Origin of the sequence: Psychrobacter sp. P11G3 (assembly GCF_001435845.1) — a bacterium.
In the GTDB taxonomy this organism is placed as follows: domain Bacteria; phylum Pseudomonadota; class Gammaproteobacteria; order Pseudomonadales; family Moraxellaceae; genus Psychrobacter.
In genome coordinates this window covers 2917868-2940176 of the sequence record NZ_CM003596.1, presented here as the reverse complement: position 1 = coordinate 2940176, position 22309 = coordinate 2917868, and the positions used below count along the sequence as shown (strand labels likewise).

18 protein-coding genes are annotated in these 22309 nt (G+C 43.6%); 11 read left to right on the top strand and 7 right to left on the bottom strand.

Features of this window, described 5'->3' with window-relative positions; translation table 11 throughout:
• Positions 1-470: 470 nt before the first annotated feature.
• Together clpX and clpP are read right to left on the bottom strand one after the other, a co-directional pair.
• A complete protein-coding gene (clpX, locus tag AK824_RS11880; RefSeq protein WP_057761822.1) occupies positions 471-1745 on the bottom strand; it encodes an ATP-dependent protease ATP-binding subunit ClpX in 1275 nt (424 codons plus the stop codon).
• Positions 1746-1932: 187 nt separating this feature from the next.
• Positions 1933-2559 (bottom strand): ATP-dependent Clp endopeptidase proteolytic subunit ClpP, encoded by a 627-nt coding sequence (gene clpP / locus AK824_RS11875; protein WP_197411852.1) that lies wholly within the window; start codon positions 2557-2559, stop codon positions 1933-1935.
• 816 nt (positions 2560-3375) lie between these two features.
• On the opposite strand from clpP, the gene AK824_RS11870 reads away from it, so the two are divergent.
• From AK824_RS11870 to AK824_RS11840, 7 genes are all read left to right on the top strand, one after another.
• Positions 3376-4401, top strand: coding sequence for an urease accessory protein UreD (locus AK824_RS11870; RefSeq protein WP_057761817.1), 1026 nt, complete (start codon positions 3376-3378; stop codon positions 4399-4401).
• Positions 4402-4520: 119 nt separating this feature from the next.
• Positions 4521-4823 (top strand): urease subunit gamma, encoded by a 303-nt coding sequence (gene ureA / locus AK824_RS11865; RefSeq protein WP_057761815.1) that lies wholly within the window; start codon positions 4521-4523, stop codon positions 4821-4823.
• Between the two features lie 56 nt (positions 4824-4879).
• Complete coding sequence (gene ureC / locus AK824_RS11860) at positions 4880-7069, top strand: urease subunit alpha (protein WP_082624652.1); 2190 nt, start codon at positions 4880-4882, stop codon at positions 7067-7069.
• Between the two features lie 166 nt (positions 7070-7235).
• A complete protein-coding gene (gene ureE, locus AK824_RS11855; protein ID WP_057761813.1) occupies positions 7236-7868 on the top strand; it encodes an urease accessory protein UreE in 633 nt (210 codons plus the stop codon).
• The gene (locus AK824_RS11850) at positions 7858-8652 is read left to right on the top strand and encodes an urease accessory protein UreF (RefSeq protein WP_082624651.1); all 795 of its coding nucleotides are present in this window, start codon (positions 7858-7860) and stop codon (positions 8650-8652) included. The genes ureE and AK824_RS11850 overlap by 11 nt, the downstream gene beginning before the upstream one ends.
• Positions 8653-8709: 57 nt before the next feature.
• Complete coding sequence (gene ureG / locus AK824_RS11845; RefSeq protein ID WP_082624650.1) at positions 8710-9399, top strand: urease accessory protein UreG; 690 nt, start codon at positions 8710-8712, stop codon at positions 9397-9399.
• Between the two features lie 50 nt (positions 9400-9449).
• Positions 9450-10202: a HupE/UreJ family protein gene (locus AK824_RS11840; protein ID WP_057761811.1), complete on the top strand. Its 753-nt coding sequence runs from the start codon at positions 9450-9452 to the stop codon at positions 10200-10202.
• A 183-nt stretch (positions 10203-10385) separates the two neighbouring features.
• Here the strand turns inward: AK824_RS11840 and tig are convergent, their stop codons facing one another.
• On the bottom strand, positions 10386-11729 hold the full coding sequence (gene tig / locus AK824_RS11835; protein WP_057761809.1) for a trigger factor: 1344 nt from the start codon (positions 11727-11729) through the stop codon (positions 10386-10388).
• 534 nt (positions 11730-12263) lie between these two features.
• Positions 12264-12917 (bottom strand): RdgB/HAM1 family non-canonical purine NTP pyrophosphatase, encoded by a 654-nt coding sequence (gene rdgB, locus AK824_RS11830; protein ID WP_057761807.1) that lies wholly within the window; start codon positions 12915-12917, stop codon positions 12264-12266.
• Between the two features lie 552 nt (positions 12918-13469).
• Here rdgB and AK824_RS11825 point away from each other — a divergent pair.
• Entirely contained in the window at positions 13470-14099 is a 630-nt protein-coding gene (locus AK824_RS11825) for a superoxide dismutase (protein ID WP_057761805.1), read from the top strand.
• 85 nt (positions 14100-14184) lie between these two features.
• On the opposite strand, the gene AK824_RS11820 is transcribed toward AK824_RS11825, so the two are convergent.
• The 3 genes from AK824_RS11820 to AK824_RS11810 all read right to left on the bottom strand — a co-directional run bounded on the left by AK824_RS11820 (position 14185) and on the right by AK824_RS11810 (position 16887).
• Positions 14185-14763, bottom strand: coding sequence for a hypothetical protein (locus tag AK824_RS11820; protein WP_057761803.1), 579 nt, complete (start codon positions 14761-14763; stop codon positions 14185-14187).
• Positions 14764-14920: 157 nt separating this feature from the next.
• Entirely contained in the window at positions 14921-15739 is an 819-nt protein-coding gene (locus AK824_RS11815) for a DUF72 domain-containing protein (RefSeq protein WP_057761801.1), read from the bottom strand.
• Positions 15740-15810: 71 nt separating this feature from the next.
• Positions 15811-16887 (bottom strand): polyprenyl synthetase family protein, encoded by a 1077-nt coding sequence (locus tag AK824_RS11810; protein ID WP_057761799.1) that lies wholly within the window; start codon positions 16885-16887, stop codon positions 15811-15813.
• An 880-nt stretch (positions 16888-17767) separates the two neighbouring features.
• On the opposite strand from AK824_RS11810, the gene fadB reads away from it, so the two are divergent.
• The 3 genes from fadB (at position 17768) to AK824_RS11795 (ending at position 22197) form a co-directional block, all read left to right on the top strand.
• Complete coding sequence (gene fadB / locus AK824_RS11805; protein WP_057761797.1) at positions 17768-19927, top strand: fatty acid oxidation complex subunit alpha FadB; 2160 nt, start codon at positions 17768-17770, stop codon at positions 19925-19927.
• Between the two features lie 236 nt (positions 19928-20163).
• Positions 20164-21336, top strand: a complete 1173-nt coding sequence (gene fadA, locus AK824_RS11800; protein WP_057761795.1) for an acetyl-CoA C-acyltransferase FadA — start codon at positions 20164-20166, stop codon at positions 21334-21336.
• A gap of 285 nt (positions 21337-21621) precedes the next feature.
• On the top strand, positions 21622-22197 hold the full coding sequence (locus AK824_RS11795) for an isochorismatase family protein (RefSeq protein WP_057761793.1): 576 nt from the start codon (positions 21622-21624) through the stop codon (positions 22195-22197).
• Positions 22198-22309 lie beyond the last annotated feature (112 nt).

Sequence of the window (22309 nt, the reverse complement as noted above, 5' to 3'; positions counted from 1 at the left end):
CGCCTGTGATAGCAGCGACGTGGTTGCGATAGTAGGATTCAACATTTGAGTCATCCAACGAGGTACGGTTAGAGGAAAACGGTAGGTGTTGGCGCAATGAAGTCGCCATAGCGGTCACATGGTTGAGCATAATAAACAATCCTTTGTCTTATTAATCATATGGGTTGTACGGACTATATCTTGCGGTATATAGAAATAAAGTCTAAGGGTCAAGACAGACTATCTACATTAGCATGGTTTGTGCTGACGTTTACTCGCGATTGATAAACGCTGCTGTCATTTCGGAGCAGGTGTAATGGAAATCGCCAATTTCAGTAGGCAAGTTATCTAGTATCAAGTTATCTAACAGACAAGCTATCCAACAGATAAATTGATTAAATAATAGGTATAAAAAAAGCGCCTGAGCTAATTTAGCCAGACGCTTTTTAGTAGTCCGTTAATGATAACGGACTATTTATATCAATTATAACTTAAGCAATTTTAGGTACTTTACCTTCATTGATAACGTCCGCATCAACCATTACAGTTTTAGCATTTTCCATAGAAGGCAATTCATACATAGTCTCAAGCAAGGCGTTTTCTACGATAGAACGTAGACCACGAGCACCAGTCTTGCGCTCCATGGCTTTTTTAGCAATGGCATCTAGTGCTTCTTGAGTAAAGCTAATTTCAGCACCTTCCATGTCAAACAAGTACTTGTACTGTTTTACCAGTGCGTTCTTAGGTTCAGTCAGGATTTGTACTAGGGCTGCTTCATCTAGCTCTTGCAGTGCCGCAAGTACTGGCAAACGACCGATCAGCTCAGGAATCAGACCAAACTTGATCAAATCTTCTGGTTCGACTTCTTGTAGCAAGTCTGAGCTGCGACGGCTGTCATCTTTTGAGCTGACATCAGCGTTAAAGCCAATACCACCTTTTTCAGTACGCTGCTGAATGACTTTATCAAGTCCAGCAAATGCACCGCCAACGATGATTAGGATGTTGCTGGTATCCACTTGGATCAGCTCTTGCTGCGGGTGCTTACGACCACCGTGCGGCGGGATAGCAGCCACAGTGCCTTCGATCAGCTTTAGCAACGCTTGCTGTACGCCTTCACCTGAAACATCACGCGTGATAGATGGATTGTCGCCTTTTTTACTGATTTTGTCGATTTCATCAATATAGATGATACCTTGCTCAGCTTTGGCCACATCATAGTCAGAAGCTTGAAGTAGCTTTTGTACGATGTTTTCAACGTCTTCACCAACATAACCAGCTTCGGTTAAGGTCGTGGCATCAGCCATCGCAAAAGGTACATCTAGCAGACGAGCTAAGGTTTGCGCAAGTAGCGTCTTACCGGAACCAGTAGGACCGATTAGCAAAATATTACTCTTAGCCAATTCTACCATTGCATCATCAGCGCCAATTTTGGCTTTCTTGCTGTCGTTGGCTAGCGTCTGGCTAACTTTTAGACGTTTGTAATGGTTATAGACGGCAACAGCCAATGCTTTTTTGGCAGCGTCCTGACCGATGACATACTCATCAAGCTTGGCACGCAGCTCTTTTGGCGTTGGTAATTTTTTATTGACCCAAGAAGTATCTACTTCGCTATCATCATCACCGTGCTCTGCGCTGTCTGCGATTAAGTCAGTACATAGCTCGATACATTCATTACAGATATTGGCATCATCAGCAGCAATCAGTTGCTGTACATCGCTTTTGGCTTTACCGCAAAACGAACACTGCGGGGTATTATCTTCTGCCATAAAAGGCGCTCCTAAAATTTAAAACTGGTTAGTTTATTTGTAGTATGTCAATTGTCGTATTCATTCAATGGTCATACCTTCCAATAGGTCAGGTATGACATTGATAACGGTTTACTGTACGGCAAATAAACTATAAAAGGTCTTATGATTGCACTCTCAATGAAGAGGCATCACGTTAATGCTTAGATTACAAAGATTCAGGACGACGCTCTAATACTTCGTCAACCAAACCATACTCTTTGGCTTCTTGTGCATCTAACCAATAATCACGCTCAACGTCTTTTTCGATTTTCTCTACTGGCTGACCAGTGCGCTCAGCTAAGATACTATTTAGACGTGCACGAGTTTTAAGGATTTCACGAGCATTAATTTCGATATCGGTTGCTTGACCCTGCGCGCCGCCTGAAGGCTGGTGAATCATAACGCGAGCATTAGCAAGTGAGTAGCGCTTGCCTTTTTGACCAGCAGCCAATAGGAATGAACCCATGCTATAAGCACCGCCCATACAGATAGTAGATACCTCAGGTTTGATGAAGTTCATGGTATCAAAAATAGCCAAGCCAGCACTGACTGAACCACCTGGTGAATTGATATACAAATGGATATCTTTGTCAGGGTTTTCAGCTTCTAAGAAGAGTAACTGGGCAACGATAAGGTTAGCCATGTTGTCTTCGACCTGACCGGTCAAAAAGATAACGCGCTCACGTAATAGACGTGAAAAAATATCAAACGAGCGTTCACCGCGTGAGGACTGTTCAACCACCATAGGTACTAAAGCCGCTTGTGTGGTCTGTACTTCTTTGTGCGCACTCATCAGCATATCAAAATGCGGGTTGGCAGTGATGCGATCATAATCTGTCATAGAAAAGTCCTATCGATAAATGTATAAAATAAAAATGGATTGAATGATTTTATTGTCTAGTAGTTTTTGACTAATGGGTTGTTTATAAGGGGGCTGCGCTCACTATTCAAGCCTATAAAACGGGTTTGTGCATAAAATAGCTGAAAAAGTGAGCATCCTATCTGTTTGGACTTTTTACATATCTAAAAAGAAATACAAAAGATAGATACTGACCCAAATATCCGCAAATCAGGCGCATTCTACAGAAGCTTATCCTGTTATAGATATCATAGAGCAGTGTCTCACCATACTTTTTAACATAGAATACCTGATTAACCGCCTTGCAATCTACCTATCTTACTACTCAATTGCGCAAATGGTTTATTATCAAATCGATCATTGAGCGCATTTACTCATAATTATCCTTATAAATACAAAGGGCGGCCTGAAATAGTGTGTTAATAGTCCAAGTTTGAATGCTAAAAAATGGTGCATACTATTGAAAAATGCCATATTTTGGTGCAAATAATCACTTATTTATGAATTACCAGTGATAAAAGGCTGATTAAAAAATAGCTAAACCAGTTTTGTCGTGTTAGTAAGAAAAAATATACAGTCAAAACCAAAGTAAAATCATTATGTTGGATGTATAAGCTTACTTTGTGCAATAGCATGCACATACAAGTTGGCATAATGATTGTATAGACAGTGAGATTAGCTGACTTTTTGGTCAGGAACTAGATTACTAGAGCGTATTTAATGAGAAAAATGAGCAAATGAGTATATGAAATGAGTTGGGCTTCTTCTTTAACATTGAGTTTTGACACTGTTAAGCGCACAGATACTGCCAAAATTGCGGCTTCTACCGCTAAAACACGGCTATCTCATCGTAAGCACACGGGCGCGCTTATGGTACAGCGTGCCCTATATCCTGAGCCACGTGTACAGCAAGGTATTTGTCATATATTGATGTTATATCCGCCAGCAGGTATCGCAGGCGGTGATACGCTGACGATAGAGTTGCGTTTAGACAGTGGCAGCCATGCTGTGATCACCACACCAGGGGCGGGTAAGTGGTATGGTAAAGACAGTGTTAGCCAAAAACATAAAGCTCCGTTGGGCGATAACGATACTCACCAAAGTATGAGTCAAGACGAGATAGCTGCCTATGCGAGCCAACACGTACAGGCCAACCTCGCAGCAGATACCCGTTTAGAATGGCTGCCACAAGAGAGTATCATTTATAATGAAGCCAATATGCATGCAGTGAGTCGCTTCGATTTGACGGATTCATCTAGTCTACTGACATGGGAGATTAGTGTATTTGGGCGGCAAGCTTACGACGAGCAGTTTTTGCAAGGGCGTTATCATACTGGATTGAACATCTATAGAGATGGTAAGGTTATCGTTGCTGAGCGAGTGGCGCAGGCAGCAAAAAGTCGCTGGTTTACCTCAAATTTAGGATTAGCAAACCAGCATATTTATGGATCGTTTTGGGCAGTTCCAAGCTTAAGCGACGTCCATGATAATCTTGAATTGTCCGCATCGCAAACCACGCAATCGACCGAAACAGCCCAAGCAACTATCAAGCAATCATTGACCCGCTATCTAGATAACACCGTAGCAGCATTACGACAAGTAATTGCTCAAGCACAACTGCCTGTCTACTGCACTCATAATTGCCAAGCGATCAGTATCCGCTACATCGGCTCAGATGTACGTGGTTGTTTTGAAGCGTTTTATCAGCTGAGAGAAGTCTTGCGAGACCATTGGTGGCAACTTGAGCCTTGTCGTCCACGTATTTGGGACACCTAATACGGCCACTTTAAATAATGAAACTAAGATGATATTGCGACTGTTTTTAATCGATATCTAATGCTTTGAAAACCTCTAATCTGCTATAAATATAATGATAAGTACAACAAGGAATTATCATGCACCTGACCCCAACAGAAAAAGACAAACTCATGCTATTTACGGCTGGTATGGTGGCTGAGCGTCGCAAAAATCGCGGTGTTAAGCTCAATTATCCTGAAGCCATCGCTTATATCAGTATGCTGCTGATGGAAGGCGCACGAGATGGCAAAAGAGTTGCTGAGCTGATGAGTGAGGGTGCTACGTATTTGTCTGCTGATGATGTCATGGAAGGTGTCGCAGAGATGGTAGATGAAGTGCAAATCGAGGCGACCTTTCCTGATGGCACCAAACTGGTCACGGTACATAATCCCATCGTATAACGCTGTATACCATTGTTATAGCACTGAAATGCTCACTATAAAATAAGGCGGCTACCATGCAAGCAGGCGAATACCATATCCAAGATGGCGATATTATCTTAAACCAAGGGCGACAGGTGCAGACCATCAGTGTCAGCAATACTGGTGATAGACCTATCCAAATCGGCTCGCATTATCACTTTTATGAAGTCAATGATGCCTTGAGCTTTGAGAGAGAGCAGACTCGGGGTTTTCGTCTCAATATTATCTCTGGCACCGCTGTACGTTTTGAGCCGGGCCAATCGCGGGAAGTCGAATTGGTAGCATATGCTGGCAAGCAAGATGTATATGGTTTTGCTGGGCGCGTCATGGGCGCCGCTCATCCAGACAAAATATCAGAGAGCACTACTGATAAGAAGGTAACCGCTACTTCGCAAAAACGAGTCAGTCGTCGCATTTATGCTGAGCATTTTGGTCCTACCACAGGTGACAAAGTCCGTCTTGCCGATACCGAGCTTTGGCTACAGGTTGAAGCAGATTTAACCAGTCATAAAGATACTGCTGTTGATCAAGCGGATACGTCGCAAAGTGGTGAGAGTAGTAGCAAGCCTGTTGAAATCAAAGGTGAAGAAGTTAAATTTGGCGGTGGTAAAGTCATTCGTGATGGCATGGGACAAGGACAATTGCTAGGCGCGGAAGTTGCCGATACAGTTATTACCAATGCATTAGTCGTTGACTATACAGGCATCTATAAAGCGGATATCGGTATCAAAGATGGTCGTATCAGTGCCATTGGCAAAGCGGGCAATCCTGATATCCAGCCTGCCATCGATATTCCTATTGGCGGAGCTACCGAGATAATCTCTGGTGAAGGCAAAATTCTGACAGCAGGTGGCGTCGATAGTCATATTCACTTTATCGCGCCTCAGCAGTGTGAGACGGCGCTTATGTCAGGCGTGACCACAATGCTAGGCGGCGGCACAGGGCCAGCTCAAGGAACGCTCGCTACTACTTGTACACCGGGGGCGTATCACATTGCCTCGATGCTAAAGTCTACCGATAGTATTCCTATGAATATTGGGCTATTGGGTAAAGGCAATGTAAGTGTACCAGAACCCATTGCTGAGCAAATCGAAGCAGGTGCCGTGGGACTAAAGCTACATGAAGATTGGGGTACAACCCCGCAAGCCATCGATAACTGCTTGAGTGTCGCTGATGACTATGATGTACAAGTGGCCATTCATACCGATACTTTAAATGAAAGCGGTTATCTCGAAAGTACGCTCGCTGCTTTTAAAAACCGCTGTATCCATACTTTCCATACTGAAGGGGCGGGCGGGGGCCATGCGCCCGATATTCTAAAGGCTATTGGCGAGTCGCATGTGCTGCCTTCTTCAACAAACCCAACGCGTCCATATACCGTCAATACTATTGATGAGCATCTCGATATGCTGATGGTCTGTCATCACTTGAGCCCTGCTATCGCTGAAGATGTGGCCTTTGCTGAAAGCCGTATTCGTCAAGAAACCATCGCCGCAGAAGATATCTTGCATGATTTGGGTGCTATCTCAATGATGAGTAGTGACTCACAAGCCATGGGGCGAGTGGGTGAAGTAGTAATTCGTACTTGGCAAACCGCGCACAAAATGAAAGTTCAACGTGGCCATCTAGCGCCAGATGCAACGGCGAACATTGAAGATGAGCAACAGTACATCACTTTGACAGACTATGACCAAAGCGCGGACAACGACAACTTCCGTATCAAGCGCTATATCGCAAAATATACAATAAACCCTGCGATTACTCACGGTATTAGCGATATGGTCGGCTCAATCGAAGTGGGTAAATGGGCAGATATGGTGCTATGGTCGCCCAAGTTTTTTGGGGTAAAACCTGAGTGCATCATCAAAGGTGGACTCATTGCTGCGGTACCGATGGGCGATATTAATGCCTCTATTCCTACTCCTCAGCCTGTGCATTATCGTCCTATGTTTGCGACATATCCAAAATCGGTTGCTCAAACTAGCATTACCTTTATGTCGCAAGCGGCGATCGACAAACAGGTGGATAAACAGCTCGGGTTGACCAAAGTCATTCAGCCAGTACATGGCATCCGTAAAATTCGTAAAAGCGATATGCGCTTTAATAGCTACTGCCCAGATATGGACATCAATCCTGAGACCTATGAAGTACGTGCGGATGGTAAAACACTCACCTGTGAGCCAGCCGATGTACTACCCATGGCACAGCGTTATTTTTTATTTTAGAGCTTATGATGCACGTTTATAGGAGCTCTAAGACAGACAGTGAGCCATAAACCATTTATACCAATGGTCAGTTGGTTTCTTGAGTGAGATCGTATCTTTATTCCCAACACTTTTACCATCAATACTATTGACCAATAGTTTGAGCAACAACAGTCAGAGAAGAATAATGAAAATATTTAATACCCGTTTAAGTACGCTTAGCGATACCCAAAAAGCACAATTGGCAGAACAGTATCAAGCCGACGATTACCTGCTATTGGATTTTGATACTCGTCAGCATTCTCGCTTTAGAGCCATTACTGTCTTAGGCGAAGCGGTCGGTGTGGATCTACCTCGTACAGGCGGATTAAAAGGTGATGATGTCCTTATCAATGAATCAGGGGAGTTAATGCAAGTCATCGCCAAGCCGCAAGCCGTGACTAAGGTGACTGCTGACAATGATTTTCTACTAATGAAAGGCGCTTATCATTTGGGCAATCGTCATGTGCCATTGATGTTTGATCACAGTTTTAATCAGGGTGATGCAGGCTATGCGTTGTACTTTGAAAACGATCATGTGCTGGCACAAATGTTAGAAAATCTCGGTCTACATATCGAGTCTACGTCAGTGCCATTTGAGCCTGAGACAGGCGCTTATCAAACGGGCCAAGGGCATGCGCATGGCCACTCTCACTCACATGCACATGCACATTCGCATAGTCATCAGGAAAGTCATAGCCATGATGAAAGCCACAGCCACGGACATCAACATAGTCATAGCCATCATGATGCGCCTGTAGGTCGTTCAAATGATGGTTAATACCAGTGCTCAGCCTACTCAGTCTGCCCAACTTGGACAGCTACTGATGCTGGCATCGAGCAATTTGCCGATTGGTAGCTATACCTATTCGCAAGGTGTGGAGTCAGCGATTGAGTCAGGGGTTGTCTCTGATGAAGCCAGTACGCTTACATTTATGCAGGACTATCTAGCGCTTGCGGTGATTGGCTATGAGCTGCCTGTATTAGGGCTGATAATGTGCGCGCTCAGCCAAGGTCATGAAGCGCTAGCGGCAAATCTAGCACACGATTATCACGCTGGTCTCGAGAGTAAAGAGTTTGTACTGGAGTCGCAGCAATTGGCACAGGCAATGGTGTCTTGGCTCAACGAAGTCCTGAGTCTTGGCATACCGGCCGAAATACCTGACGATGGCTTTTTGCCGCTTTTTGCTCATGTTGCTCAGCATTGGCAACTGCCACTAGCGCAGTCTATGACTACTTATGGATTTGCGCAATTAGAGAATATGGTGCTCGCCGCTGTCAAGACAGTGCCGCTAGGACAAATGGCAGGTCAGCGTATTCTGTGGCAATTGCAAAGCGATCTGGGTGCTCAGGTCGAAGCTCTAAGCGATGATGTGCAACAGGCTTTCGATGCTTTAATCACATCGATAAATACTATGGATACCTTAGATAAAATTGAAGAGTCTGACTGTCAGCAGCTATGCCAAGACCTCTATGAATCACTTAATATCTCTAATAACTTGCCCAATTTGGCTATTCTTTCGAGCATGCACGAGGAGCAATACAGTCGGTTGTTCCGCTCATAATTTTATCTTTATTTCCATTTATACTTATTAATATACAAACTGTTTTAGGAAATTAATATGTCTCTAACTCCGCTCAAACCACAAAACTCTAACGCTGCATCAGACGTACAAACTGATAGTGATAGCCAGAAACCATCTTCTGCCTTATCGTGCTTACGCCTTGGTATTGGTGGTCCAGTTGGTAGTGGTAAAACTGCTTTGACTTTAAGGCTATGCCAAAACCTGCGCGATACGGTCAATATGGCAGTCGTGACCAATGACATCTATACCAAAGAAGATTCAGAGTTTTTGACCCGCAATGATGCCATGCCCGCTGAGCGTATCCGCGGTGTAGAGACGGGCGGCTGTCCGCATACGGCTATTCGCGAAGATGCTTCTATTAATCTGACTGCGATTGCTGAGCTACAGGCGACTTTTGAAGAGTTGGAGTTGATTATCATTGAGTCAGGTGGCGACAATCTAGCTGCGACATTTAGCCCAGAGCTGTCTGATTTGACCTTGTACGTCATTGATGTCTCTGCAGGCGATAAGATACCTCGTAAAGGAGGTCCCGGCATTACCAAGTCTGATTTATTGATTATCAACAAGACTGACCTTGCCCCAATGGTTGGTGCTTCGCTGGAAGTGATGGAACGCGATGCCAAAAAAATGCGTGGCGACAAACCTTTTGTCTTTAGCAACATGAAAACAGGCGATGGGCTAGACGAGATTATCGCCTTTATTAAAGAACATGGCATGCTTGCCTAAAGAACAGCTGAGCTTTTACCATTAAAATATAAAGAATAAGGAAAAAACGCATGGCACAGTGTACAAAAGATTTTCACACCGACAATTCTCGCTTTTCACAAGTGCTCTCAGCTCGTCATATCGTATCTGGTTCGGCTGTGATGATGACCTCACTAATGCTATCGTCATTGGCGCAGGCGCATTCAGGGCATATTCACTCGACTACCGCGCAAGCGCCATCATTTTTAGGTACGTTGCAAGCAGGACTGATGCATCCAGTGACTGGCCTTGATCATTTGTTTTTGGCAGTAGGTATGGGCATGTTGTTTTATGGTCTACAAAAGCAGCGCTTAGGCATGATGTCGTTGACGGCAGGGTTGTCATTAGGTGCAATATTGGGCACGGCTGGCGTACTGATTGGCGGTATGGCATTTGCTGCATCATCTGGGCTAATTGAAGTGGCGATATCACTGTCGGTGGTCGTATTGGCTATGGTTTTGATGAGCCAAAAAAGCAGACAAGAAGCATTCTCTGCACAGACCCATACAGCACGCACGCCAAGCATTCAGCAGTTGTCATTGTTTGGCTTTGGTGGTCTGGCGATCTTTCATGGTATGGCACACGCGATGGAAGTACCAGCGAATGTTGGTGTGAGCGGTCAGCTAGGATTTTATGCAGGGATGATGGTCACGATGCTAGCGCTATATGCAGTTGGTACGCTGGTTAGTCAGCAGTTGCAGCAACGCTTTAGCGATAGCTTGTGGTTACAGCGCGGACTAGTACTGCTAGGATTAAGTGCCGTATTTGCACCTGTTTTGGTGTAAAACGCGCTTTATAGTACGAGTACGATGCTTGTAGATTCGATGCTTGTAGGTTCGACAGTTATGGCTGATTTTATCTAACTATTGAACGCCATAAAAAATGCGCCTCCGATCAAAAGGTCGGGGGCGCATTTTAGTTTTGATAACCGACTATAGCATATCTAAAAAGATAGCTCGTCGTATCAATTACATGCCTTGCTGCTGTTGTTGCTGAGCCGCTAGCAAGTCTTGGTAGCTAACTTCTTTGTCAGTAACTTTACCTTGGCTGATCAAGTAATCTACTACTTGGTCTTCTAGTACAACAGACTCAATGTTAGCGCGCTGCTGCTTGTCATTGGTGTAGTACTCGATTACTTCTGCTGGATCTTCATAGTTTTCAGCGGCTTCTTTGATGAAGGTTTCTACACGCTCTTGATCTACTTCTAAGCCTTTGGTATCGATAACACGGGCAACGATGATGCCAAGACGGGCAGCACGTAGCGCTTGCTCTTCAAATAGCTCATTTGGCAGCATGTCTTTATCGAAGCTATCAGCATTTGCGCCGAACTGCTGAGAAAAACGTTGCATCATCATGTTGCGTTGACGCTCGATTTCTTGCTCTAGCATCGCGTTTGGTACGTCAAACTCATTCTTTTCTAGCAATGCGTCAAAAGTCGCTTGCTTAACTTGGCTACGCGCAGCGTTTTTGATTTCGCGTTCCATGTTTTTGCGTACGTCTTCTTTCAATTTCTCAACGCCGCCTTCTTTTACGCCGAATAGCTCTAGGAACGCATCATCAATTTCAGGTAGCTTAGATTTTTCAACCAGTTTTACGTTGATTTTGAACTGAGCTTCTTTACCAGCTAGGTTCTCAGCTTGGTAATCTTCTGGGAAAGTCACGTCGATAGTTTTTTCTTCGCCAGCTTTCATGCCTTTGATACCAGCTTCAAAACCTGGAATCATTTGGTTGCTACCGATAACCAATTTGAAGTCTTCAGCAGAGCCGCCTTCAAATTTTTCGCCGTCGATAGAGCCTTCAAAGTCAAAAGTCACTTGGTTGTCTTTTGCAGCCATGCCCTTTTTCTCAACGAATTCTTCACGTTGCTTTTGTAGGTTTTCGATCATAGTGTCAACGTCTTCTTCACTCACTTGTGCAGTGTGACGCTCAACTTCGATCTCATCAATACCTTGTACGTCAACTTCTGGGAAGATTTCAACAGTGGCTTGATATACCAAGAAATCGTCTTCAAGTTTTACGTCGTCGATGTTAGGCATGCCAACAGCGCGGATGTCTTCAGATTTGATCGCTTCAAATACAGTATCACGGATGACATCGTTGATAACTTCTTGTTGAATGCCAGCACCGTACTGAGAGCGGATGTGTGACATAGGAACGTTACCTTTACGGAAACCGTCAATCTTGGCAGTTTTCGCAACTTGGCGAATACGGCCTTCAACTTTGTTTTGAATTTTTTCAACGGGTACTTTAACCGTTAGCTGGGTTTCTTTATTAGATAGCTTGTTGGTTGTGACTTGTAAATCTGTAGCCATGTTAATTACACCTTTAGGATTAAGTAGTACGTTTGATTAATGAAATAGTACTTAGGGTTAAATTGTAATAGACAGACCGCGCCTCAAATTACGGGCATGTACGACGGGCTGCCGTTGAAATAAATAGGGGATAGCGATAGCGCACAACGTCAAATTCAGTGCCAGTAGCAATCGCCGCTGATACTAAAAGGTGAACCTGCTGAGGTTGTCCATGCTATCAAATATCGATAATAAACCGTTAATGCACCGCATAATAACGCTTTTTGGTGAATTATACAGCCAAATAACGGATTTCAACAAAATTTTAAAAGTAGAACAGTATAATCTATCTGTTTATTAAAGTAAAAATTATCTCTTTGATGGCATGTTTCCTTATGTTGCTTGCTCTTATATGGCTTAATTTTATATAAAGAGTTAGCCATATTCGTATTCAATAAATCAGATAACGAATAAAAAACGGCGATAAGGTTGTAAGCGCATTATGAGCATTAAGCGCACTTACGGATAGTTATAAATAGAACAGCTGTAAAGTACTTATAAAGGTAGCTGTGCCAATAGCTGCTGGATTGCCTGACCACGATGACTGATGCTGTTTTTATCAGCAGCGCTCAGACTAGCCGCACTGGCTTGCAAGTCAGGTAACCAAAACAATGGATCATAGCCAAAACCGCCGTCACCATGCGCTGTCTCTGAAATCTCACCATGCCATAATCCTTGGGCGACAATCGGTAGAGGATCATCAGCATGACGCACCATTGCCAGTACGCAAACGAACATACCTTTGATCGGAATATCCGGCTCTGCTGCGCGGATAGGCTGCAAGTCAGCGATGAGCTTGGCATTGTTTTTACTATCGTTGCCATGTTCACCAGCATAGCGAGCAGAGTAGATACCTGGCGCATTACCTAGTACAGGCACGCACAGTCCTGAATCATCAGCAATCGCAGGCAGTCCACTGATACGGCTCGCATGACGGGCTTTGATAATGGCGTTTTCTACAAAGCTTAAACCATCCTCGATGGCATCTTCGATATCAAGCTGACCTTGCGGGACAATCGTCACGTCCAAGTTCGCTTCGGCAAATAGCCGTTTCAACTCAGCCAATTTGCCTTTATTGTTACTGGCCAGTACCCATTGGTTGCCAGATGTCGGATTGGTAGCAGTTAACGAGGTATCAGTGGTGCTCATAGAGTTATTCCGTAATATAAAGATGATGAAAAGCTGTTGTTCGAGTAGGTTTTATTTACCTTCTGTAGCGTTAATCGGTAAATTATTTGTCGATTGAATTAGTTATACTAACAATGATAACGCATGAGTTTAGAGTGAACGCAGTTAACGCTTAATAAATAACCAATCGCTATACAGATTGTACGGGCTATAACATTTGGTAACTGATATTATTGGTCACTATTGCTATAATAGATATCAAGCTACAGTAAATTATATCTTATAGCTTGTGAATATTAAGTTAATAAAAGTCTATAAAGTCAGAGACTTGGCTTTTTGGCGAAGAATAATAGCAATAACTAACCGCTAGGTTAATTTTGGATTCATAATGATACGTGATATTGTATTGAGCAGTACCGTGTATCAAGCGATAAAGTTCATTTCAAACAATAAACTCAGCCAATTTAGTCCGCTATTTTGTAGTGTTTTTTGCGGTGTAAAAATAGCGTAAAATTCAGTTTCTATAAGCAAGTTTTTATAAACTAACGGCTAAACAGCAAGGATAAAATAACTATGTCAAACATTACTTTACCAGACCTACCATATGCAAAAGATGCACTAGAGCCACATATCAGTGCCGAAACGCTAGAGTATCATCATGACAAGCATCATGCTGCTTATGTAAACAAGCTAAAAGATATGTTGCCAGGTTCTGGTCTAGAAGATAAAACATTGCCAGTAATCATCGTAGCGACTGCTAAAGATGACAGCAAGCAAGGTATGTTCAACCAAGCAGCTCAAGTATGGAACCACACGTTCTACTGGAACTGCATGACGCCAACGAACGGCGGCGGCGAACCTACTGGTGATCTAAAAGCAAAAATCGAAGAAGATTTCGGTAGCTACGACAAGTTCCGTGAAGAGTTCAAAAACGCAGCATTGACTCAGTTTGGTTCAGGTTGGGCATGGCTAGTTGCTGATAAAGTCGGTGGCAAATTGTCAATCGCCAAAACTGCTAACGCTGATACCCCACTTGCACATGACCAAGTAGCGGTATTGACTTGTGATGTATGGGAACACGCGTACTATGTAGATTATCGTAACCGTCGTCCTGACTATGTTGACACGTTCCTAGACAAGCTAGTGAACTGGGACTACGCAAACGCAAAATATAAAGGTCAAGATGCTGGCGTTGAAGAGTAACCTTTAACGACTAAGTATTTGATTGAAAAAAAGGACACCGCGAGGTGTCCTTTTTTTTTGTTATATAATCTCTTTACAATACTAATCAGTCTTTTAGTGCTTTTGTCCAGAAGGTTCTCAAAGAGTCAATATAGCGTTGGATGTCAGTCTCCGATAATATAATACTCTCGTTAATAAAAAGGTTTGGAGCAATTTTATATAATTGTTTTGCAGCACTACTCCCAGAACCGTGTTTGATTGCGTTCGCAGCATTTCTTAATTCTTTATTTAGTATTTTCCAGTCAGGACAAGCATCAATATCGTAATTTTTCTTAGCTAACATAGGCTTTAAAATATTTGTTTGATCTGACTTAAAGATTCTTTTCTTTTGACGCTCAAAAAGATGAAACAGCCAAACTGCCGTAGAGTTTACAAACTCTTGCCTTAGCTCTTTTTCAATGGAAAAATGATTAACTTCCTCGAAATAAGCATCTTCTTCTATACATGCTTCATCATCTATATCTGGATTAAAACTCTTTGACTTTTTTTCAAGAAACTTCCTTCTTTTTTCTGTGGCTTCTAATTCGATATATTCAAAGCTATTTAATAGTCGAGTAAGAGTTGTTCGTTCGAATCCATCTATCTCTTGCTCGATATTTATTTTTATTATTTCGGGATCCATCATATTATATTCCTCCTCAGGAAACGTAAATTCAGGCTGTGGATAGCGTAGTAGACGTAGGCTGGGCTTTTAATCCAGCACTGTGTCTTTATAAAGTTTTAAAGCTGGGTTAAAAAAACTAGCCTACAAATATAGTTAAGATTATTATTTAAACTTAATCCTACAACACCTCAAACCCAAACTTACCCAACGCTTCTCGCAGCATCGCAATATTATAATAAGCATGGGCATTGACGGTATTTTGAAAGAAGATATAGAGCGTATCAAAATGCTGACGCTGATTGGCAATCGCTTGCGCCCAGTCCTGCATTTCCGCCTCGCTATAGCGATAATCATGGCGGTCAGCGGCACTCATGGCATCCCACCAGTTTAGATTATTGCCATGCATACGCAGATAGCCGGTGCGTTCGGTAAATATTAGCCGTGACGGCGGCAGTCCGCCAACCTTGGGATAATCAACGCTACACCAAATGAGTCCTTGCTGCTGGAAACTATCGACCACTTGCGGTGTGTGCCAGCCGTTATGACGAAACTCAATGGCGAGTGGATAGTCTTGAAACCAACTGACGAGATTGGCCAAATAGAGACGATGCTCACGAGTACGATCAAAGCCATGTGGGAACTGAAGTAACAAAGGCGCTAAAGCATTTGCTTCGATAAGCGGCGATAAGGCGTTTAGAAATGCCTGTGCATGTTCGGCAGTGCCTTTACGTGCATGAGTAAAGTCTTGATGCAGTTTGACGGCGAACTTGAGCTGACTGTCCGCTTGTACATAAGCTTTATCAACCATCCCAGCAAACGCTTTCTGTCCGATGGGCGCATAAAATGTACTATTGATTTCGACTGCGCCATATTGCTTGGCATATTCATGTAAGAAATCGGTTTTTCTGGTGCCGGTGGGATACAGCGTACCGAGCAAGTCGGTGTCGCTATAGCCGCCAGTGCCGAGGTAAATGCGCGGGGTAGGGGAACTGTCCATGTTGACCACTCACTGCCGTTTTGGGTAATAAAATTTACTACGATATCTGCTTTCGACTGCTATTCGACAAGCTACTTTTTACGTGACCAGAGCCATTCAATCAGTGCCAGTAGTGCATCATTGTCTGCGCCAATGGTATTTTCATTGTCGCTAAGTTCACGACTATTTAGTTCATGAGAAATGGCTGCACGTCCGTCATTAAACAGTGATTGCGCATAGCTGGTCGCGTCATCGACACCCATCAGTTTTACATAGGTAGATTTGTCTAGTTTTTCATCGCTACCCGCAGGCTTACCAAGCGTATCAGTCGTCATCGTGACGTCTAGCACATCGTCTTGGACTTGAAAGGCCAGACCGATATATTGCGCGCACTCTTGCAATGCCATGCGCTGCGGAGCCGTTGCACCAGCACAGACGCCGCCCATGAGCATCGCCGCTTCAATCAACGCCCCTGTCTTATCACGGTGGATAGCTTCCAAATCATCCTGCGCGATATTGGCACTGGCTTCAGCATTGAGGTCTAACATTTGACCTGACACCATGCGTCTGGCGCGCGGCGCAAATATTGCCATGAGCTGACTTGCGATAGTTGCATCGAATGGCGCAAAGGTTAGCATCTCCGCAGTTAGTACTTCAAACGCTAGTGTCTGCAATACATCTCCTGCCAACAGAGCCGTCGCTTCATCAAAGGCGATATGCGCAGTCGGTTGCCCACGGCGCAGCTCATCATCGTCCATACAGGGCAAGTCATCATGCACCAACGAATAAGTATGCAGCAGCTCTACCGCCAATGCGGCACGGCGCGACATATCATAGTCTGAGTCGTTTTCTAGTAGCGCGTCCAGCTCAGCATCGAGAGTATTGATATCGTCATTAGGCTCGTCTGTACGCGCATTATTGCTGCTATTAATACTGGCAAAAGCGCTGGCAACCATCAGTGGGCGTACCAGTTTACCTTGACCCGTCATTACGTAACGGCAGGCATCTACCAGTGGGCTAGGGAGCTTGGCATAAGCAAACAAGACCTCGATATCTTGCGCTAATTGGGCACGCACAGCACCATGGAATTGCTCAGTGCTTTGAAAAGAGACAAAGTTAGAAGGGATAACGCCAGTAGAGGTAGTGCTAGAAGTAAGGGAAACAGTCATAATCCAACCATTTATCAGGGATACAGTAAAACTTATTAGGGATAAGGAAAAAACGCTATTAGTGTAGCATGATAGGTCATATCGCTTATGTGACACACGGTATCAATTGATTGTTTTTTGCATTTTTCTACCGAAGTTTATTTAAAAACAGTGCAATCTTAGCTGCAATACAGCGACAAGATTTTGTTACGGATGGATGATGTCACTCTCTGGTTGAATATGTTCTGATAAAAGAGCAAGCTAGGCTGGTACGTTAATTTTATTATAGTAGAAAAGTGGTATTGAATGCTGACACTGAATAGCTAGCACTGACCAAGTAGCATCGATCAATTGGCACTTATTAGATAGCGCCAACGGACTGTCGTTCCAAAGATGGCATTCGTTGAGCCAACGACACGAAATAAATCTAAATTAACAATTCAGTATACATTTATTCACTAAAACACTTTTAGCGCAAGGTAAATGCCTGCAAGTGATTTAAGAGTGACTTGCGAGTATGGTATTAGCTTGTGACAGTTAGGGGCATAATCCCCTACACTAATTGACGTGAAAATGGTCTGATGGTGACCCTACTGGGTTTTTTCTCAAGATGTTCAATCGTCGATACCGAGTGTTAGACCAAGTCTCAGTCAATATTTTGAACATCAGTACCTGCAACAGCAGTATATAAATGAAGCGTCATATGATGTCATGCAAGAGACGCAAAATGCGTGCATCATGATGAACGCTGGATAATAAAGACATCTTCACTTGTGAGCTGGTTATATGTTTGTCTTTATAACATGACAAGCGCACAGTGCTATTACCCATTTTACTAACAGTAACTGGCTATTTATTTTAATTCAAAACGTAGCTTTCGTTATATAGAAAGGAGTTTCAAATGGTATACCAAGGAAATCGCATCACGGTGACAATGCTAGAGGATGGCATCGCCAACATGCAGTACAACGCCGAAAATGAGAGCGTGAACAAATTTGATGCCGAAACCAACAAACAGTTTGGTGAAGCAGTTAGTGCGTTAGAAAAAGCCGACAACGTAAAAGGTCTTATCGTTACTTCAGCCAAAGGCGTGTTTATCGCTGGTGCTGATATCACAGAATTCGTCGGTTCTTTCAAAAAATCAGAAAGCGAGATCAAAGATTGGGTCGTTCATGTTAATGACGCTTTCAATCGTTTTGAAGACCTGCCATTCCCGAAAGTTGCGGCTATCAATGGCGCGGCAATGGGCGGCGGTTGTGAAATGACTTTGGTTTGTGAATACCGTGTCATGAGTGACAAAGCGATCATCGGTTTGCCAGAAACTCAGCTAGGTATCTTCCCAGGTTTCGGCGGGACAGTTCGTAGTACGCGTATCATCGGTATCGATAACGCACTTGAGCTGATCGCGACTGGTAGCCCAAAGAAAGCATTGGCAGCATTGAAACTAGGCTTGGTTGATGCGACTGTACCTGCTGATGACTTACAAGATGCCGCAATTGATCTAGTCAAAAAATGTATCTCAGGTGAGCTTGATTGGAAAGCAAAACGTGAAGAAAAACTGGCTCCAGTTAAGCTAAACCAGCTTGAGCAAGCAATGGCGTTCAACAGTGCCAAAGGTGCTATTTTCGCTAAAGCCAATCCTAAGCAATATCCAGCGCCAGCAATCGCTATCGAAACGATTGAAAAGCACGTTAATTTATCACGTGACAAAGCAATCGAAGTAGAAGCTGCTGGTTTTGCAAAAGCCGCTAAAACCCCACAAGCAGAGAGCTTGGTTGGTCTATTCTTAAATGATCAGCTAGTCAAAAAACTGGCCAAAAAACACAGCAAGCAAGCACACGACATCAGCGAAGCTGCTGTACTAGGCGCTGGTATCATGGGTGGCGGTATTGCTTATCAAGCAGCCAGCAAAGGCTTGCCAATCATCATGAAAGATATCAAGTCTGAGCAATTAGACCTTGGTATGGGTGAAGCGAGCAAATTGCTTGGCAAAATGGTAGAACGCGGCAAGATGACCCCAGCAAAAATGGGTGAAACATTAAGCCGTATCCGTCCTACTTTGAACTACGGTGATTTTGCTGAGACTGATATCGTAATCGAAGCTGTCGTAGAAAATCCAAACGTGAAGCGCGCGGTACTAAAAGAAGTAGAAGGTCTCGTAAAAGACGATTGTATCCTAGCATCAAACACGTCGACTATCTCTATTACGTTCCTAGCAGAAGCGCTTGAGCGTCCAGAAAACTTCGTTGGTATGCATTTCTTCAACCCAGTACATCGTATGCCACTCGTCGAAGTTATCCGCGGTGAGAAATCATCTGAAGAAGCTATCGCGACTACTGTTGCACTTGCTTCTAAAATGGGCAAAGTGCCTGTAGTAGTTAACGACTGCCCAGGTTTCCTCGTAAACCGTGTATTGTTCCCATACTTTGGCGCGTTTGACTTGCTACTTAAGCAAGGTGCTGACTTTGCTCATGTCGATAAAGTTATGGAAAAATTCGGTTGGCCAATGGGCCCTGCATACCTAATCGACGTGGTCGGTCTAGATACAGGTGTACATGGCGCAGCAGTGATGGCTGATGGTTTCCCTGATCGCATGAAGCCTGATTATAAAGGTGCTATCCAGCATCTATATGACAATGAGCGTCTAGGTCAGAAAAACGGTATCGGTTTCTATAAGTACGAAATGGACAAGCGCGGCAAGCCAAAGAAAGTTGCTGATGAAGCCACTTACGAGCTGCTAAAAACCACAACTGACAGCGAAAAGCAAACGTTTGATGATCAAGCAATCATTGATCGCACTATGATTGCCTTCTGCAACGAAACGGTTCGCTGCCTAGAAGATAACATCGTAAGTACCCCAAGCGAGGCCGACATGGCGATGATTATGGGCGTAGGTTTCCCTCCATTCCGTGGTGGTCCTTGCCGTTATGTCGACCAAATGGGTCTAGATAACTACTTGGCACTATGTGAAAAATACGCACATCTTGGCAAAGCTTATGAAGCGCCACAAAAGATTCGCGACATGGCAGCCGCAGGCGAGACTTTTTACGCAACAGCGTAATAGTCAGTCATTACTAGGATGAAGTGCAGTACGTTTGTTATTTTGCATAAAAGTAGTTGAGACATGAATCGTCTCCAATAGCGAACGTACGATTATAGTTGGTTCAGTTTAACGCTAGTACGAGTAGATCAAGCCCAAATGTACCTATTGTACTTTGAGCGAGATTAACAAAGTAAAAGTAATAGTCGTAAATTGGGCTGACTACACTGACAATAAAAATTGAAAAGGAATATGGTATGACAACTTTAAGTCCAAAAGATGTGGTCATCGTAGATGGCGTACGCTCGGCAATGGGCAAAACCAAAAACGGTATGTTCCGTCATGTACGTGCTGATAGCATGTCAGCGGAACTAGTACGTGCGCTAGTAGAACGTAATGACTTTGATACCAATGATATCGAAGACATTATCTGGGGCTGTGTAAACCAGACGCTAGAGCAAGGCTTGAACATCGGTCGTAACATCGGTTTGCTAGCTGGTATCCCGAAGACTGCTGGTGGCCAAACGGTTAACCGTCTATGTGGTTCTTCTATGCAGGCGCTACACACTGCTGCTGCACAGATCATGACCAACCAAGGTGATGTATTCATCATTGGTGGTGTTGAGCACATGGGTCACGTTGGCATGATGCACGGTGTTGATTTGAACCCTGCTGCTTCTAAGCATTATGCAAAAGCGTCAAACATGATGGGCTTGACTGCTGAAATGCTAGGTCGTATGAACAACATCACGCGCGAAGAGCAAGACGCGTTTGGTCTTGAGTCACATCGCCGCGCATGGGCTGCAACCACTGAAGGTCGTTTTGACAATGAAATCATCGGTATCGAAGGTCATGATGCTGCTGGTCGTCTGCAACTATGTACGGTTGATGAAGTAATTCGTCCAGATGCAACGATGGAGCAAATGCAAAAACTACGTCCAGCGTTTGATCCAAAAGGCGGTACAGTAACAGCGGCAACCTCATCTGCATTATCTGACGGTGCGTCAGCAATGCTAGTAATGAGCGCACAAAAAGCCAAAGATCTAGGTCTAAAGCCACGTGCCCGTATCCGTAGTATGGCTGTGGCTGGTTGTGATGCTGCTATTATGGGTTATGGTCCTGTACCTGCTACCCAAAAAGCATTGAAGCGTGCTGGCATGAGCATCGATGACATGCAAACCATCGAGCTAAACGAAGCATTTGCTGCTCAAGGTCTATCGGTATTAAAAGGTCTAAATTTATCTGATAAGCAAGATATCGTTAACATCAACGGTGGTGCCATTGCTCTAGGTCATCCACTAGGATGTTCAGGTGCTCGTATCACAGTGACATTGCTAAACGCGATGGAGCAGTCAGATACTGAAATCGGTCTAGCGACAATGTGTATTGGTCTTGGCCAAGGTATCGCTACTATTATTGAGCGTGTTTAATCTTATTTATATAAACAAGATTATTTGAACACTTAATAAGTAGCTACTCGCTAACGAAAAACCTCTAGTCATAACGGCTAGAGGTTTTTTTATGGGTAAAATTAATAGTTAGCCAGTTAGTAAATCACAGAGTCAAAAAATACAGTATTACGGCGATTAAAAATTATCTCCATTGACGCATTCATGAAACTATGACTAAATAAGAGAAAGATGAACCATGGCACTGTTTATGATAATTCTAAAATAGTTTTTAGTTGCAACTGTCAGCCGTACAAGGAGTGTACTATGTCTACTATGATTAATGATCGCACCTATCGAATCGCTCGTGAGAATACCCAAGCAATGATTGTCGATGTGCAAGAGCGCTTAACGCCGCATATCTATGATCACGAAAATATCGTCAAAAAAACCGTTACCTTGATTAAAGGGCTGCAAGCGCTCAATATTCCAATCATGCTCAATGAACAATATAAAAAAGGATTGGGCGATACTTTGCCAGAGCTGCGCGAGGTACTTGAAGGAGATAATGCCAAGAGCTTTGAAAAGGTTACCTTTAGTGCCTGCGATAATAATGATTCATGGCACCATTTAGCGCAGCAGAACCGTAGTACTGTTCTGCTTTTTGGTGCTGAAGCTCATGTCTGTATTATGCAGACGGCACTGGATTTATTGGATAATGGTATGCAGCCTGTCATTATTGGTGACGCGGTGGGTTCTCGTTTTCCTTATGACAAAAAGCAAGCAATTCGCCGTATTCGCCGTGCAGGTGGGGTGATTAGTACCGTTGAATCAATCTTATTTGAGCTGTGCCGTAGCAGCGAAGATTCTGCATTTAAAACCATTATTAATTTGATTAAGTAGGTGGTTAAGATTTAGGTGCTTAAGGACTTGGATAAATAGGAATTCAGTTTAACCATTTATCTTCTAACTTATAATAGATAGCGCTTGGTAAAATAAGCGCTATTTTTTTGAT